General features: G+C 33.6%; 17 protein-coding genes. All 17 read left to right on the forward strand.

Annotated elements, in window-relative coordinates; translation table 11 throughout:
* Positions 1–8 precede the first annotated feature (8 nt).
* The 17 genes from NKR20_RS04945 (at position 9) to NKR20_RS05025 (ending at position 15686) form a co-directional block, all read left to right on the forward strand.
* Positions 9–2105, forward strand: coding sequence for a chemotaxis protein CheA (locus NKR20_RS04945; protein ID WP_253424102.1), 2097 nt, complete (start codon positions 9–11; stop codon positions 2103–2105).
* A 27-nt stretch (positions 2106–2132) separates the two neighbouring features.
* Positions 2133–2576 carry a chemotaxis protein CheW gene (locus NKR20_RS04950; protein WP_121213001.1) on the forward strand — a complete coding sequence of 148 codons (444 nt, stop codon included), beginning with the start codon at positions 2133–2135 and terminating at the stop codon, positions 2574–2576.
* Positions 2577–2614: 38 nt separating this feature from the next.
* On the forward strand, positions 2615–3247 hold the full coding sequence (locus tag NKR20_RS04955) for a chemotaxis protein CheC (RefSeq protein WP_253424103.1): 633 nt from the start codon (positions 2615–2617) through the stop codon (positions 3245–3247).
* 2 nt (positions 3248–3249) lie between these two features.
* Complete coding sequence (locus tag NKR20_RS04960) at positions 3250–3753, forward strand: chemotaxis protein CheD (RefSeq protein ID WP_253424106.1); 504 nt, start codon at positions 3250–3252, stop codon at positions 3751–3753.
* Positions 3750–4115 carry a hypothetical protein gene (locus tag NKR20_RS04965; protein ID WP_253424109.1) on the forward strand — a complete coding sequence of 122 codons (366 nt, stop codon included), beginning with the start codon at positions 3750–3752 and terminating at the stop codon, positions 4113–4115. The genes NKR20_RS04960 and NKR20_RS04965 overlap by 4 nt, the downstream gene beginning before the upstream one ends.
* Before the next feature lie 266 nt (positions 4116–4381).
* Positions 4382–5152, forward strand: a complete 771-nt coding sequence (locus NKR20_RS04970) for a FliA/WhiG family RNA polymerase sigma factor (protein ID WP_121213004.1) — start codon at positions 4382–4384, stop codon at positions 5150–5152.
* Between the two features lie 11 nt (positions 5153–5163).
* On the forward strand, positions 5164–5469 hold the full coding sequence (locus tag NKR20_RS04975) for an RNA polymerase subunit sigma (RefSeq protein WP_121213005.1): 306 nt from the start codon (positions 5164–5166) through the stop codon (positions 5467–5469).
* A 9-nt stretch (positions 5470–5478) separates the two neighbouring features.
* Entirely contained in the window at positions 5479–6015 is a 537-nt protein-coding gene (locus NKR20_RS04980) for a hypothetical protein (RefSeq protein ID WP_253424112.1), read from the forward strand.
* Positions 6016–6172: 157 nt separating this feature from the next.
* Positions 6173–6895, forward strand: coding sequence for a 30S ribosomal protein S2 (gene rpsB / locus NKR20_RS04985; RefSeq protein ID WP_121213007.1), 723 nt, complete (start codon positions 6173–6175; stop codon positions 6893–6895).
* Between the two features lie 208 nt (positions 6896–7103).
* Positions 7104–7988, forward strand: a complete 885-nt coding sequence (tsf, locus tag NKR20_RS04990; protein WP_121213008.1) for a translation elongation factor Ts — start codon at positions 7104–7106, stop codon at positions 7986–7988.
* Positions 7989–8109: 121 nt separating this feature from the next.
* On the forward strand, positions 8110–8835 hold the full coding sequence (gene pyrH / locus NKR20_RS04995; protein ID WP_121213009.1) for a UMP kinase: 726 nt from the start codon (positions 8110–8112) through the stop codon (positions 8833–8835).
* The gene (gene frr / locus NKR20_RS05000) at positions 8835–9392 is read left to right on the forward strand and encodes a ribosome recycling factor (RefSeq protein WP_121213010.1); all 558 of its coding nucleotides are present in this window, start codon (positions 8835–8837) and stop codon (positions 9390–9392) included. The genes pyrH and frr overlap by 1 nt, the downstream gene beginning before the upstream one ends.
* A 331-nt stretch (positions 9393–9723) precedes the next feature.
* On the forward strand, positions 9724–10515 hold the full coding sequence (locus tag NKR20_RS05005; RefSeq protein ID WP_253424114.1) for an isoprenyl transferase: 792 nt from the start codon (positions 9724–9726) through the stop codon (positions 10513–10515).
* Entirely contained in the window at positions 10512–11303 is a 792-nt protein-coding gene (locus tag NKR20_RS05010) for a phosphatidate cytidylyltransferase (RefSeq protein WP_253424117.1), read from the forward strand. Before NKR20_RS05005 ends, NKR20_RS05010 begins: the two co-directional genes overlap by 4 nt.
* A 42-nt stretch (positions 11304–11345) precedes the next feature.
* Positions 11346–12491 carry a 1-deoxy-D-xylulose-5-phosphate reductoisomerase gene (gene dxr / locus NKR20_RS05015; protein WP_253424119.1) on the forward strand — a complete coding sequence of 382 codons (1146 nt, stop codon included), beginning with the start codon at positions 11346–11348 and terminating at the stop codon, positions 12489–12491.
* A 49-nt stretch (positions 12492–12540) separates the two neighbouring features.
* Positions 12541–13800: an RIP metalloprotease RseP gene (rseP, locus tag NKR20_RS05020; RefSeq protein ID WP_253424122.1), complete on the forward strand. Its 1260-nt coding sequence runs from the start codon at positions 12541–12543 to the stop codon at positions 13798–13800.
* A 170-nt stretch (positions 13801–13970) separates the two neighbouring features.
* A complete protein-coding gene (locus tag NKR20_RS05025) occupies positions 13971–15686 on the forward strand; it encodes a proline--tRNA ligase (RefSeq protein ID WP_253424126.1) in 1716 nt (571 codons plus the stop codon).
* Positions 15687–15718: the final 32 nt, after the last annotated feature.

The following is a 15718-nucleotide window of genomic DNA, read 5'->3' on the forward strand; positions in this document are numbered from 1 at the left end:
GTTGTCGTATGGAAGTGAACCAATACTTAGAAATGTTCATTGAGGAAAGTAAAGAACATTTACAAAGCTGCAGTGATAATTTACTTGAACTTGAAAAAAATCCCAATGATTTAGGGATTGTAAATGAAATATTTAGGTCTGCCCATACGTTAAAAGGAATGTCTGCAACAATGGGATATGAGGATTTAGCAGACTTAACTCATAAGATGGAAAATGTACTAGACGCTATCCGTAATGAAAAAATACATGTAACACCTGAAATTTTAGATATCGTGTTTGAATCCGTTGACCATCTTGAAGAAATGGTAATGGATATTGCTGATGGTGGAGATGGAAAAAAAGATGTATCAAAAACTGTAGAAAAATTAAAACGCATTGAATCTGGAGAATCTATTCAAACAGTAGTTAATGAAGTGACGACTGCAGCTCAAGAAGTAGCGGTTTCTGATGTTGCAACAGTAGTTTCAAATTTAGATTACGATGATTTTGAAAAAACAGTTCTACTTCAATCAACAGAACAAGGCTTTAATGCTTTTGAAATTTCTGTAACTTTACGTGATGATTGCTTATTGAAAGCTGCTCGTGTTTATATGGTTTTTGATATATTAGAGAAAAATGGAGATGTTGTGAAGGCGTCTCCACCAGTAGAGAGATTAGAAGAAGAACAATTTGATCAGACATTCCAAATTGCTTATATAACTAAAACTACTGCAGAAGAACTTAGAAGTAAGATAGTGAAAGTTTCTGAGATTGCAAATGTCACAGTTACACCAATTTTAAAGGAATTGTTAATACAATCAACAACTGAAGAAACTGTCAAACCTATTTCAGCTGCAATAGAACCAGTTCAACATTCAATTACACCTAAAATTGAAGAAAAATCAGTAGAGGATTCAGCTAAAAAATCAACTCCAGCTTCGTCATCATCTTCTTCAAAACAAAATACTCATGCAGCAAGTAAAACAATTCGAGTTAGTATTGATCGATTAGATATTTTAATGAACCTTTTTGAAGAACTTGTAATTGATCGAGGAAGACTTCAATCTATTGCATCTGAAGTAAACCATGGTGAATTAAATGAAACTGTTGAGAGAATGAGTCGTACAATGGGCGATCTTCAAAATATCGTCTTAACAATGCGAATGATTCCTATCGAAACAGTATTTAATCGCTTCCCAAAAATGGTTCGAACATTATCAAGAGACTTAAAGAAAAAAATAAACCTCGAAATCATTGGGGCTGAAACTGAGCTTGACCGTACAGTAATCGATGAAATTGGGGATCCACTTGTTCATTTAATTCGTAACTCAGTTGACCACGGTATTGAAAGTCCGGAAGTTCGTCGAGCAAACGGTAAACCTGAGGAAGGTAATGTCATATTACGTGCATATCACAGTGGAAACTATGTGTTTATCGAAATTGAAGATGATGGTGCTGGTATTAACCGCGATAAAGTATTGAAAAAAGCTATTTCAAAAGGCATTGTAACGAAAGAATCGGCGTTATCTTTATCTGATAAGCAAATCAATGAGCTAATATTAGCATCTGGTTTCTCTACAGCTGACGTAGTTTCAGATATTTCTGGTCGTGGTGTAGGTCTAGATGTTGTAAAAACAACGATTGAATCATTAGGTGGAAGTATTTCAATTGATTCAACAGAAGGTGTAGGATCAATTTTCTCTATTCAATTACCATTAACATTAACAATTATTTCTGTAATGTTAGTAGAAATTGAGCAAGAAATTTATGCAATACCTCTATCATCAATTATTGAAACTTCTATTATTAAAAATACTGATATTTTAAACGCACACAATCAAAAAGTGATAGATTTCCGTGGAAAAGTTGTTCCGTTAATATTCTTAGAGGAAATTTTTGAAGTGCCTAGAAAACAACCTATTGATGATGAATTCCATTCAGTAGTTATTGTTCGTAAAGGTGAAAAACTTGCTGGATTAGTTGTAGATTCATTTATTGGGCAACAAGAAATTGTACTTAAATCACTAGGAAATTATTTAACAAATATTTTTGCAATTTCCGGAGCAACGATTTTAGGAAATGGTAAAGTGGCACTTATTGTTGATTGTAATGCGTTAATGAAGTAATAAAGGTGAATGGAAGAGGTGTAGTGGATGAACGCGCTTGAACAAGAATATTTAAAGGTAATTGTTTTTCAATTAGCCGACAAAGAATATGCAATTCCTGTTTCCAATGTTCAAGGAATTGAAAAGTTAATGCATATTACACGTGTACCTAAAACAGCAAAATACGTTAAAGGTGTTATTAATTTACGTGGAGTAGTTACACCAATTATTGATTTACGGGAGCGTTTCAGTATTCCAATTTCAGAAAATGAAGAATCAACAAGAATAATAATTATTACTCTAGATGAGATGGAAGTTGGATTTGTTGTAGATTCTGCAAATGATGTAATTGATATTCCTGTAAATTCTATTGAACAACAGCCAGAAGTTGTCGGGTCAAACGAAGAAGATTTTATTTCAGGAGTTGCAAAATTAGATAACCGATTATTAATATTATTGCATTTAGATAAAGTCTTAAATCCAGCAGACTAAACAACTTTATGGAGATTGATTAAAGTAGGGATAAATTAATGAATCAAGGTCAAAAAATTACTTCGTTACATCTAGATGTACTAAAAGAAATTGGAAATATAGGTGCTGCTCATGCTGCCACAGCACTTTCAGATTTATTGAATAAAAAAATTGATATGCGAGTTCCAAAGGTGGAAATGGTTTCATTTAATGACATGATGGAATTTGCTGGTGGTGCTGAAAAAGCAGTTGTTGGTATTTTTCTCCGGATTGAAGGGGACGCAGAAGGTAGCATGTTCTTTATTTTACCAATCGAGCAGGCAAATCAGTTTATACGTCGACTAATTTGTGATGATTCATTCAGCCTTAGAGATAGCCAAATTTCCGAAATAGGACTTTCCGCAATGCAAGAGATGGGGAATATCCTATCTGGTTCATACTTATCAGCCTTGTCTGATTTTACAGGTTTAAAAATTTATCCTACTGTTCCAGGCTTAAGCGTTGATATGTTTGGAGCTATTATTAGTATTGGTTTAATTGAAATCTCGCAAGTTAGTGATCATGTTATCGTAATAAATACATCCATTTTTGAAGACGGTATGGAAGATTCAAATGAATTAAAGGGTCATTTCTTTTTATTGCCTGACCCTGATTCGTTTGAAACTATATTTAAAGCTCTGGGAGTATCGTAGAGATGGTACCGTTTATCAGTAACAATGTTATTAAAGTTGGAATTGCACAAATGGATGTAGTAAAAATACCCAACACAATTCGCACTTCGGGATTAGGGTCTTGTGTAGGGGTCGTTTTATATGATGAAATGAAAAAAATTGCTGGTATGGTGCATGTCATGTTACCAGATTCTAGTTTAGGAAGAACGGATTCGATAAATGCTGCCAAGTTTGCTGATACAGGTATTAAAGGATTAATCGACCTGCTAAAACTTGAAGGTGTACAAGTATTTAGATTAAAGGCAAAAATTGCTGGTGGGGCTCAAATGTTTAAATTTGCATCAGATAAGGATTCAATGCGAATTGGACCACGTAATGTTGAAGCAGTGAAAAATGAACTTCAAAGAAATGGAATACCTCTTGTAGCTGAAGATACAGGAGGCAGTAGTGGTAGAACAATTGAATTTGATCCAGAAACTTGCAAACTAAGTATTCGAACAGTGAATCAAGGAGTGTGTGTAATATGATGTTTGGTTCAATATTTTATAATTGTTGGGCTTCCTTAATTGCATTTTCTATCTATTTCTTTGTAACTCTATTAAACTCATATTCACCAACACATATTTTGATAGGTTCATTTATCGTTGCTATTGTTATTTTTATTATGATGTTCCCTGTTCGATATTTCTTATTTTACATTACTTATACTCCTGAAGAAGGGATTTTTGAAGAGTTTCAAGAAGAGCTTAATAAAATCCAAGAACAAAATAGTGAAAATATAGACAGTTTGGACAATACAACAATAGTAGAATTTAGTGATGAAAGTTCAGAAGAAATTGCAAAAGTTGTACGAACAATGATGAATCAAGATATACCTGTACAAAATTAAAAGAGCTGAAATAACAGCTCTTTTTTTTTATATTTTTCACGCTTCTTAATTCTACTAAGAGCCAATGAAGATTAGAATGTTACAATTTTTTAACTTATAGTTCTCCATTTTTTCTAATAATCATAAAAATGTGATACTAGATTACTACAATTATGAAAATATAGGATTCTTAGGGAAATTATTTAGTCTTATAGAAGCGTGTGTTTTTTTTACCAGATTTGATATAATAAATTGGTAGAAAATCGCTAAAAGTGAGGGGGATTTAGATGGTACAACTAAAGCTAGATGATGAGCAAAAACTTTGGAATAGCTGGATAAATAATCGAGATCCTCATGCGGGAGATTTACTGATAAAAAAGTATAAACCGCTTGTAACATATCATGTTCAACGTATTGGTGTAGGCCTTCCTAAAAATGTTTCCCGTGATGATTTGCTGAGCCTAGGTATGATGGGGCTTTTTGATGCATTAAATAAATTTGACATAAATCGTGATTTAAAATTTGATACATATGCTTCTTTCCGTGTCCGTGGAGCGATTATAGACGGATTAAGAAAGGAAGATTGGTTACCACGATCAGCTCGGGAAAAATCAAAAAAATTAGAAGCACAAATAGAGTTGCTAGAACAAAAACTAATGCGACACGCAACGCCAGAAGAACTTGCAGAACATATGAATTTACCAGTTGAAGAAATTTATCAAACCGTTCAAGAACATTTCTTTTCAAATGTTTTATCAATCAATGAACAACAGGATCAAGAAGAGGTAGAAGGCAAAGCTTTTGTAATTAGAGATGATCAAACGAAAACTCCTGAACAAGTAGCAATCCATTCTGAATTAATCGATGATCTTGCAGAAAATATTAAGAAACTCAACGACAAGGAACAACTTGTACTAAGTTTATTTTACACAGAAGAAATGACCCTTACTGAAATTGGTGAGCTACTGGAATTATCTACTTCACGAATATCACAGATTCACTCAAAGGCGTTATTGAAACTAAGGAAACTTCTTTCAAATGAAATGTTAAATACATAGGGAGGAATTTCATGAGTTTAAAAGGGGTTGAATTACAAATTGCAATACCTAAAACTTTTGATGCAGGTAAGGTTCAAGAACAACATCAGCAAAATGTCATTCAACAACAACATAATGCGAATGAAGCACTAAAGAAAGAAATTGAAAAAAAACAATTTACTGTTTTAGATACGGAAAAAACAGATCAAATAACTGATGAGGAGAATGGTAGTAATCATAATGATGATGGGAATGGGAAGAACAAGAAACATTCAAAAGAGAAAGAACCAAAAGCCCAACATCCTTATAAAGGAAATTTTATTGATTTTAGCGGATAGGAGAAAAGAATGTTTTTTTTAATTATCATACTCATCATTTCACAACTTATCTCATTTTATTTAATAATTTTATTAAATGCAAAAATTGCAAAATTTAAAGATTTAGAGGTAAGACAAGAACAGTTGATTAGAGAAATGGATGATGCGATTAGTGTTTATTTAATTGAAATGCGTGAAGAAAATGATCGCTTAATTAAAGAATTATCAAAAGTAAACCAAGAAGAACCATCATCAAAAAACTCCAATTTTGAAATGAAAGAAAGTTTGGAGCATTCTAATTCAATTGATATCATTTCTACACCATCTAAAGATGTATTAGTGCAACCTAAAACAATATTACCCAATATAGCAAAGAAAGCATATCAACAACAAAAAAATATTGATTCTACCCATCAAAAAGAAACTATAAAACAGGATACTATTGCAGATACCTTTGAAAATAAAGTGCTAGAGCTATATAAAACAGGTAAAACAATTGAGGAAATTGCAAAGGAAACAAACAAAGGAAAAACTGAAATAGAACTGTTATTAAAATTCCATTCATAAAAATTGTTGCAGTGAATAAAGTTGTATGTTATATTATCAATTGGTGTTAATTACACACGCATTTTGATGCAGTAAGTGGTGCTTTTTGATTAAAAAGTAGCTTGTTGCAAATGAAAAATGCGGAGGAAAATAACCAAACTATTAGGAGGAAAAATTCATGTCAGTAATTTCAATGAAACAATTACTTGAAGCTGGTGTACACTTTGGACACCAAACTCGCCGTTGGAACCCAAAAATGAAAAAATACATTTTTGTTGAGCGTAACGGTATCTACATTATCGATTTACAAAAAACAGTTAAAAAATTAGAGGAAGCTTATGACTTCATGCGCCAAGTTGGACAAGATGGCGGTAAAGTACTTTTCGTTGGTACTAAAAAACAAGCTCAAGAAGCTATCCAAGAAGAAGCAGAACGTTCTGGTAACTACTATATCAACCAACGTTGGTTAGGTGGTACTTTAACAAACTTCGGTACTATCCAAAAACGTGTTGCTCGTATGAAAGAAATCGAAAGAATGGAAGAAGACGGTACTTTTGAAGTCCTTCCTAAAAAAGAAGTTATTCAACTTAAAAAAGAACACGAACGTCTTGTTAAATTCTTAGGCGGTATTCGTGATATGACTGATATTCCTGATGTTATGTTCGTGGTTGACCCACGTAAAGAGCGTATCGCTGTTGCTGAAGCACGTAAATTAAATATTCCTATCGTAGGTATTGTTGATACAAACTGTGATCCAGATGAAATCGACTACGTAATCCCTGCAAACGACGATGCTATCCGCGCTGTTAAATTATTAACTGCAAAAATGGCTGATGCTCTTATTGAGTCAAAACAAGGTGAATCTGAAGCTCCAGCTGAAGAAGTAGTAGTTGCTGAGTAATTCACTACTAGAAACTTGGCTTTACGCCTAAGTTTCTTATGATAAGCCTTAGCTGCAATAAGCATCTTAGGAAGTATTAAACTTCTTTAGATGCCTACAAAAGGTGATAAGTGGATGAAACCCTTATCACCTTTTTTTAAAGTAATAAACTAGAAATATTTGCTAATACTATATTTAATCTTTATCTAACTCAAGGAGGATACTTCAAATGGCAATTACTGCACAATTAGTAAAAGAACTACGTGAAAAAACTGGCGCAGGTATGATGGACTGCAAAAAAGCTTTAGTAGAAACTGACGGTAACATCGAAGCTGCTATCGATTTATTACGTGAAAAAGGTCTTTCTTCAGCTGCTAAAAAAGCTGACCGTATCGCTGCTGAAGGTACTACTTATATCTTATCAGAAGGTAATGAAGCAGTTATTCTTGAAGTAAACGCTGAAACTGACTTCGTTGCTAAAAATGATAAATTCCAAACATTAGTTTCTGAATTAGCTCAACAAATTTTAGCTGCTAAACCAGAATCTGTAGAAGCTGCATTAGAAGTTAAAAATGCAGAAGGTGTAAAAATTGCTGACCAAATTTCTACAGCAGTTGCTACAATCGGAGAAAAAATTACTCTTCGTCGTTTCGAAATCAAAACTAAAAACGACAGCGATGCATTTGGTTCTTACCTACACATGGGCGGAAGAATTGGTGTATTAGTAGTTCTTGAAGGTTCTACTGATGAAGCTGCTGCTAAAGATGTTGCTATGCACATCGCTGCAATTAATCCTAAATATGTTTCACGTGATGAAGTTTCTGAAGAAGAAATCGCTCACGAACGTAAAATTTTAACAGAGCAAGCATTAAACGAAGGAAAACCTGAAAATATCGTTGCAAAAATGGTAGAAGGTCGTCTTGGTAAATACTTCGAAGAAATTTGCTTATTAGACCAAACTTTCGTTAAAAATTCTGACCAAAAAGTTCGTGATTTCGTAAAAACAACTGGCGGAAACGTAACATCATTCGTTCGTTATGCTGTTGGTGAAGGTATCGAAAAACGTGAAGATAACTTCGCTGAAGAAGTAATGAACCAAGTTAAAGGTAACTAATCCAATCTAATATTGTGTTTTAGCACAAAAGAAATAGGGAGCACATTTTACGTGTTCCCTATTTTTCAAGATATTGTTAGATTTTGGTCGAATTTTAAATTAGAGTTAACGGAGGTTTCCTATGAGTGTGCCACAATATAAACGAGTAGTAATTAAAATTAGCGGTGAAGCATTAGCAGGTGAAGCAGGCTTTGGTTTATCACCAAAAATAATCAAATCTGTTGCTGAAGATATTAAAGAAGTAGTTGAATTAGGTGTAGAAGTTGCAGTAGTTGTTGGCGGCGGTAATATATGGAGAGGTAAGGTCGGAAGCGAAATGGGTATGGACCGTGCTTCTGCTGATTATATGGGTATGCTTGCAACAGTTATGAACTCATTAGCATTACAAGATTCGTTAGAGAAACTAAACATAGAAACGCGCGTACAATCTTCTATCGTTATGACACAAGTTGCAGAACCTTATATTCGTCGAAAAGCTGTACGTCATTTAGAAAAGAAACGTGTTGTCATTTTTGCTGCAGGTACTGGAAACCCATTCTTCTCAACTGACACAACAGCTGCTTTACGTGCTGCTGAAATTGATGCGGACGCAATTTTAATGGCAAAAAATAATGTAGATGGTGTATATTCTGCTGATCCTAAAACAGATAGTACTGCTGTTAAGTATGACACACTCACATATTTAGAGGTAATTCAACAAGGATTACAAGTAATGGATTCCACAGCATCCACATTATGTATGGACAACGACATACCTTTAATAGTATTCTCTATTATGGATAAAGGAAATATTAAACGCGCCGTACTAGGTGATAAAATTGGTACAGTGGTTAGGAGGAATGTTTAATGCCTAAACAAGTATTAGCACAAGCAAAAGAAAAAATGGAAAAATCAATTGCTGCATTTAGTCGTGAATTAGCTTCAATTCGAGCAGGTCGTGCAAACGCATCACTTTTAGATCGCATTTCAGTTGATTACTACGGAGCTCCTACTCCAATCAATCAATTGGCTGGTGTTGCTACTCCAGAAGCACGTTTACTTGTAATTACACCTTATGATAAATCAATTTTAGGTGAAATCGAAAAAGCAATTATGAAATCAGATATCGGAATTACACCAACGAACGATGGTAATGTGATTCGTCTAGCGATTCCAGCATTAACTGAGGAACGCCGTAAAGAACTTGTAAAAGTTGTTAAAAAAGAAGCAGAAGATGCGAAAATTGCAGTTCGTAATGTTCGTCGTGATGCTAATGATGATTTGAAAAAATTAGAGAAAAATGGCGAAATTACAGAAGATGATTTACGTGGCTATGGCGACGATATTCAGAAATTGACAGACGATTACATTGTAAAAGTTGATCAATTAACTAAAGAAAAAGAAAAAGAAATTTTGTCAGTATAAATTCTTAATAGGATAAATCTCTCTAAACCTTTTTAGGTGTAGAGCAGGACATAAAGTGAACAATTTTTAGATGAGGACGTCCTTTCTATTAGGACGTCTTTTTCTTGGTTAAGAAAACGAATCAAATGTCACAATATCAAATTTGTAAAAAGTATAAAATGAACCATAACTTTAAATATTTGTTTTGTTATACAAGTTTTAAATTTTTCATACATATAAACCAATTCGTACATTTTTACGTAATGTTTTATAAGAAAAAAGCGACACAAACATTTGTTTTTGATATGATTATTAAGAATACGTCCAAAATGTTGGCAGGTGGGGGAATAGAATGCTCAAAAATATATTTGGAAAGTCCAAAAAAGAAAAGAAATCTTTGAAGGAACAACAAAATCTTTCTAATAATGACTTAATCCCATCTCATATCGCAATCATTATGGACGGAAATGGACGTTGGGCTAAAAAAAGAGCGCTACCTAGAGTTGCTGGGCACCATGAAGGTATGAAAACCGTTCGTAAAATTGCTCGATGCGCAGATGATTTAGGGATTAAAGTGTTAACACTTTACGCGTTTTCAACGGAGAACTGGAAACGTCCTAAATCCGAGGTAGACTATCTTATGGGGTTACCTGAAAAGTTTTTAAAATCATTTATGCCGGAAATAATGGAACGAAATATTCGAGTGCAAATGATGGGTGAAAAAGGGGCATTACCTACAAGTACCCAAACAGTTTTAAATGAAGCGATGGAAAGAACGAAAAATAACAGTGGATTAATTTTAAATTTTGCTATGAATTATGGTAGTCGAGCTGAAATAGTACGTGCAATGAAGGATATAATGGTAGAAGTGAGTAAGGGAAATCTAAATGTCGACTCAATAGATGAAAGTACTATTACTAATTATTTAATGACATCGCAGTTACCTGAACCAGATTTGCTTATTCGTACTAGTGGTGAAGTTCGACTTAGTAATTTTATGTTATGGCAACTCGCCTATACGGAGTTTTGGTTTACTGATACGCTTTGGCCTGATTTTAATGAGGAAACTCTAATGGAAGCAATTCACGCCTTTCAAAAGCGTAATCGTCGCTACGGTGGGTTGAAAGGGGAAGAAATTAATTGAAGCAACGTATTATCACAGCAATTATAGCTGCAGCATTATTTATACCATTTGTAATTTATGGTAACTTACCTTTTACAATTTTAGTTTATGTTATTGCAGCTGTTGGTTTATATGAACTTTTAAGGATGAAGGAAATTCCGATTGTATCCATACCAGGCATTATTGGCCTTCTGACTGTATTTTCAATTTTATTACCTGAAAAATACACAATTAAATTAATGGATTTGACATCATATTCTAAATTAGAGTTTTTAATGATTGCTGTTGTACTACTATTAATTTACACAGTTGTTGTAAAAAATCATTTTACATTTGATGAAGTAGGGTTTATTTTACTTAGTGCTCTATATGTTGGAATAGGTTTTTATTATTTAATTGAGACACGTAATGCAGGATTACAATTCATTATATTTGCGTTACTTATTGTATGGACTACAGATTCAGGAGCGTATTTTATTGGTCGTAAATTAGGCAAAAAGAAACTATGGCCTGAAATCTCTCCAAATAAAACAATCGAAGGGTTTTTAGGTGGTATTATTGCAGCTGTTGTATTTGCTTGTGCCATGCAGTTTATCTATCCATTAACTGATTCTTGGATTGCATTAATTGTTATTACGATTTTTGCCTCAATATTTGGTCAGTTAGGCGACTTAGTAGAGTCTGCAATTAAAAGACATTATGATGTAAAAGATTCAGGAAAAATATTACCTGGACACGGTGGAATACTAGATCGCTTTGATAGCTTAATCTTTGTACTACCATTGTTGCATTTTTTACAATTTGTATAAATAATTACTGCACGAATGTCAGTGTTGAAAGGAAGAAAGATTTTGAAAAAAATTAGCCTTTTAGGTGCAACAGGTTCGATTGGATGGCAAACATTTGATATTTTATGTAGTCACCCAGATGAGTTCAAACTTGTTGCATTTTCTGCTGGGAAAAACATCGAAAAAACACGTTCAATTATTAATCGTTTAAATCCAGAACTAGTATCTGTTCAGGATGAAGTAGATGCGAGAACATTACAAAAAGAGTTTCCACAAATACATTTCACTTATGGATCAAAGGGATTAGTAGAAGTAGCTACTCATCCAGAATCACAAGTGTTGGTTAATGCGGTCTTAGGTAGTGTAGGTTTAGAATCAACCCTTGCAGCAATTCGTATGGGAAAAACAATAGCGATTGCGAATAAAGAGACTTTAGTTACAGCAGGTCACCTTGTAATGGCAGAGGCTAAAAAATATAATGTACCAATTTTGCCTGTTGATAGTGAGCACTCAGCTATTTTCCAATCAATGAATGGTGAAAATCCGAAACAAGTTGAACGTATTATATTAACTGCATCAGGGGGTTCATTCCGAGACAAAACACGTGAAGAACTTAAAAATGTAACAGTAAAAGATGCATTAAACCATCCAAATTGGTCGATGGGGGCTAAAATTACAATTGATTCTGCAACAATGATGAATAAAGGGCTAGAAGTTATCGAAGCCCACGTTTTGTTCGATCTTCCATTTGAAAAAATTGACGTTTTATTACATAGAGAAAGTATTATTCACTCATTAGTTGAGTATCATGATACAAGTGTGATTGCTCAGCTTGGTACACCAGATATGCGTGTTCCAATTCAATACGCTTTAAGTTATCCAGACCGTTTACCTTTAGTAGGTGGAAAAAGATTAAATTTAGCTGAAATTGGACAATTGCATTTTAGAGAAGTTGATTTTGACCGTTACCGTGCATTAAAGCTTGCTTTTGATGCTGGACGAGCAGGAGGTACAATCTTAACTGCTATGAATGCGGCCAATGAAGCTGCTGTCGCGTTATTTTTACAAGAGAAAATAACATTCTTACAGATAGACGAAATGATAGAACAAATTATGAATGACCATCATAATATCTTACAACCAGATTTAGAAACGATTTTACATGTAGATAGAGAAACAAGAAAAACAGTAGAAAGCATGGTAAAATAGATAGAGTGAGCATAGAATATGTAAACTTGCTCTTTAAAGGTGGGATAGTATGCAAACCGTTATAGCATTTATCATCGTTTTTGGATCACTAGTATTTTTCCATGAACTCGGTCACTTTATATTTGCCAAACGAGCGGGAATATTAGTACGAGAGTTTGCAATAGGAATGGGTCCAAAAATCTTTGGAATGATGAAGGGTGAAACGATGTATACCATTCGTTTATTACCCATTGGTGGTTATGTACGAATGGCTGGAGAAGATGTAGATAAAATTGAACTTCAGCCAGGGTATCGTGTTGGCCTGATATTAAATAGAGATAATGTTGCAGAAAAAATCTATTTGAATCAAAAAGTTCAAAATCCCAATGTTTTATTTTTAGAAGTTGAACGTTCAGATTTAGAAGATGGTTTATGGATAGAAGGTTATGATGAAGAGGATAATTTAGTGAGAATTGATGTTTCAAGAGAAGCGATTATTGTTGAAAATGGAACTGAAACAATTATTGCCCCACTTGATCGTCAATTTAATTCTAAAACTGTTGGGCAAAGGGCAATGGCCATTTTTGCCGGACCTTTATTTAATTTCATCCTTGCATTTGTTATTTTTATTGCTCTTGCACTTTTAACAGGAATCCCAATTTCAGATCCTGTTATCAAAAATGTGGTTGATGGATCTCCTGCTGAAGTGGCAGGATTACAAGATGGTGACGTCGTTAAAGAAATTAATGGTAAATCAGTTTCGAGTTGGGATGATTTAGTTGGTATTGTCCAACAAAATCCAGGAAAAGCTTTGTCATTTGAAATTGATCGAGATGGACAAGCTAAAGAACTGAAAATAACTCCGAAACCATTTGAAACAGAAGATGGACAAACTATTGGCCAAATTGGTGTTTATAGTCCGATTAAAGATGCGAATATACTAGACGCCATTGTGTTTGGTGCTAAACAAACTGTAGAATTTTCAACATTAATCTTTACATTGTTATACGATTTAATCGTTGTTAATTTTGACATTGATGCACTTTCAGGTCCAGTGGGAATCTATAAGGCAACAGAAGAAGTTGCTCAGTATGGAATCTACAATTTAATGAATTGGGCTGCAGTATTAAGTATTAATCTTGGAATTATGAACTTATTACCATTGCCTGCATTAGATGGTGGCCGACTATTATTCTTCGGTATCGAAGCATTACGAGGAAAACCTGTTGATCGACAAAAAGAAGGACTTGTACACTTTGTCGGTATTGTATTGCTTATGATTTTAATGGTCATTGTAACTTGGAAAGATATTAAGCTGTTCTTCTTCTAATTAGCACGAATCTATAACTAAACCTTATTCATTTATGGTAAAATCCAAATGAATAAGGTTTATCTTTTTTATCAACATATATAAAATAAACATTTTCCATTTACGAGTGTTATGCATAATTCTTAAGAGCTAATGGGTGTAAATAAGTGAGGAAAAAAGGTGGAGCACTTATGAAACAAAGTTTAACGCTAATTCCAACCATGCGTGAAGTACCATCCGACATTGAAGTGAAATCCTATAAAATGTTACTTCGTGCAGGGTTTTTAAAACCAAGTACATATGGGGTATATTCGTACTTACCTTTAGCTAAACGGTTGCTCACAAAAATCGAAAATATTGTTCGAGAGGAGATTGAAGCTTTAGGGGCGATTGAAATCTCCCTGTCAACACTTCAATCCCATGACATTTGGGAACTATCTGAAAGAATCCATCATTTTAAAGATGAGTTATTCACATTAACGGACAAAGATAAACGTGATCTTTTACTTGCACCATCCCACGAGGAAGTAGTAACAATGTTAATTCGTGATGAAATTAAAACATATAAAAAATTACCATTGATTCTATATCAAATTCAAATGGCATATCGTGACGAAAAAAAATCACGAACTGGTTTATTAAGAAGTCGTGAATTTTATATAAATGATATATATTCCTTCCATGAGAATGAAGAAAGTTTAAGTGCAACCTATGAGCGAATTTTACAAGCTTATACAAATATTTTAAATCGATTAAGATTAAACTACCACATTGTAGATGCTGATTCAGGAATTAAAGGAGAAATTCAATCACAGGAATTTATTATCCCTTCTGAGTTTGGTGATACCATTATTGTAAAATCAAATGAATCAAATTACGTAGCAAATATTGAAGTTGCAAAAGTGACTCAAAATACGGATGAGATAAAAGAAGTACAGAAATCATTAGAAAAAGTTTCTACACCTGAAGTAAAAACTATTAAAGATCTTTGTTTATACTTTAATATCTCACCTGAAAGTTGTATTAAAACGCTTGTATATGTAATAGATGATGAGTTTGTTGTTGTTTTAGTGCGGGGAGATCATCAAGTAAATGAATTTAAATTAAAAAAAGTTCATAATGCAACATTTTTGCGCTTAGCAACTGAAGAGGAAATTATTAAGCTTCTTGATTGTTCACCAGGTTCAATTGGCCCAATCAAGCTTCCAATTAACATAAAAGTGTATGCAGATTTTGCAATCCAAACATTAAACAATGCAGTTACAGGAGCAAATGAAGAAGGCTATCATTATATGAATGTAAACCCAGAGCGTGATTTTGCCATTAATACCTACGCAGATTTACGATATATTAAAGAAGGTGAAATTTCACCAGACGGGGTTGGAATTACACAATATATATATGGACATGAAATTGGACGTGTAATAAAATTAGGAACATTCTTTTCAGAAAAGTTTAATGCGAACTTTGTTGATGAAAATGATAATTCAAATCCAATTTTAATGGGGAGCTACCAATTAGGTGTTTCTAGGTTACTTGCTATTTTGGCTGAAAAATACCAAGATGATAATGGTTTTGTGTGGCCAACCCATTTATCTCCATATGATATTCATCTAATTCCGATTAACCGCGAAGATGAAGTTCAATGGAACTTATCAACTGAGCTATACAATATTTTAAGTTCATATCATTTTGATGTACTCTTTGACGATCGACATGAAAGTCCGGGGGTAAAGTTTACAGATGCGGATTTAATTGGTCTTCCAGTAAGAGTCATGATTGGCAAAAGAGCGAACGAAGGTATTGTAGAAGTTAAAATACGTTCGACAGGTGAAACTTTCGAATGGGCAAAAGAAGAATTGATTGACCGATTAAATGAATTCTTCCGAACGAATTCATATAACTAAACTTTCAGGAAGTACAACCTTGTACTTCCTTT

The sequence above is a fragment of the Ureibacillus endophyticus genome (assembly GCF_024159215.1).
Taxonomy (GTDB): Bacteria; Bacillota; Bacilli; order Bacillales_A; family Planococcaceae; genus Ureibacillus; species Ureibacillus endophyticus.